The 833-nt window shown below is 60.1% G+C and carries 2 protein-coding genes; both read right to left on the bottom strand.

The genetic code is table 11. The annotated features are described in order from the left end of the window. Positions 1-291 (bottom strand): site-specific integrase (locus tag ACZYOF_RS44030; protein WP_463719628.1); only part of this gene is annotated, 291 nt, incomplete at its 3' end. Then, on the bottom strand, positions 288-833 hold a 546-nt coding region (locus ACZYOF_RS44025), incomplete at its 5' end, for a tyrosine-type recombinase/integrase (RefSeq protein WP_463719627.1). The genes ACZYOF_RS44025 and ACZYOF_RS44030, both read right to left, overlap by 4 nt.

The following is an 833-nucleotide window of genomic DNA, read 5'->3' as shown; positions in this document are numbered from 1 at the left end:
CACCGCGAGGTAGGCAAAGAAGGTGTTCAGTGCTGCCCGCCGTTGATTGCGAGTACGCACCGAGTTACCGCGCTCTTGCTCCAGGTGCCTCAGGAACGCCAGACTTCGTTCGAATGTCAGGTCATCAAGGGCCAGTGTAGCAATCCGGCGACCACGCTGCTCGGACACGAAGCACAGGAACAGGCGGATCGTGTCACGATAACTGCGGATCGAACCGAGCCGCAGGCCCTTCTGTACCGGGAGATGATCGGTGAAAAATGACTGAACCAATGTACCGAGGGAGGGGGTCATGACTGATCCTCCCCGAGCGTTGTCGCAGCAAAGGCACGGAAGCGACGGTTGGCGTGTTCGAGAAGCTCCGGGGTCGGCGTCAGATACACCGCAGTGGAATTGATGTCGCTGTGCCCCATGAAAGTTGAGAGTGCAAGAAGCTTCGTCTGAGGATCGAGGCCGAGCCTGTACCAGCGCGTGAGTGTACCAACGGCGAACGAGTGTCGCAGATCGTGCAGGCGCGGCGGCGAAATGCCTGGCGGGATCTGCAGATTTAAGCTCAGGACCATAGCGTGAAAGGTCTGGCTGATTGTGCCAGGGTTGATTGGCCTCCCCCCGCGCAAGCAGAACAGCGGCGCGTCGTCTGCAGCAGTGGCGGCGCGCGCCGCAGTCTGGCGTTGACGTAGATGCTGCGCCAGGAGCGTTCCGAGCTTTGGTCCAAATGGGACGAGGCGGCTCTTGTAGAATTTAGTCTCCCGGATAATGAGCAACCGCCGCTCCAGATCGACATCTTTGAGGCGCAGCCTGCAGGCCTCCCCGACGCGCAATCCCAGCCCATACAA

This window comes from Bradyrhizobium sp. LeoA1Lang (assembly GCF_055413685.1).
This window is presented reverse-complemented; position numbering and strand designations above follow the sequence as displayed.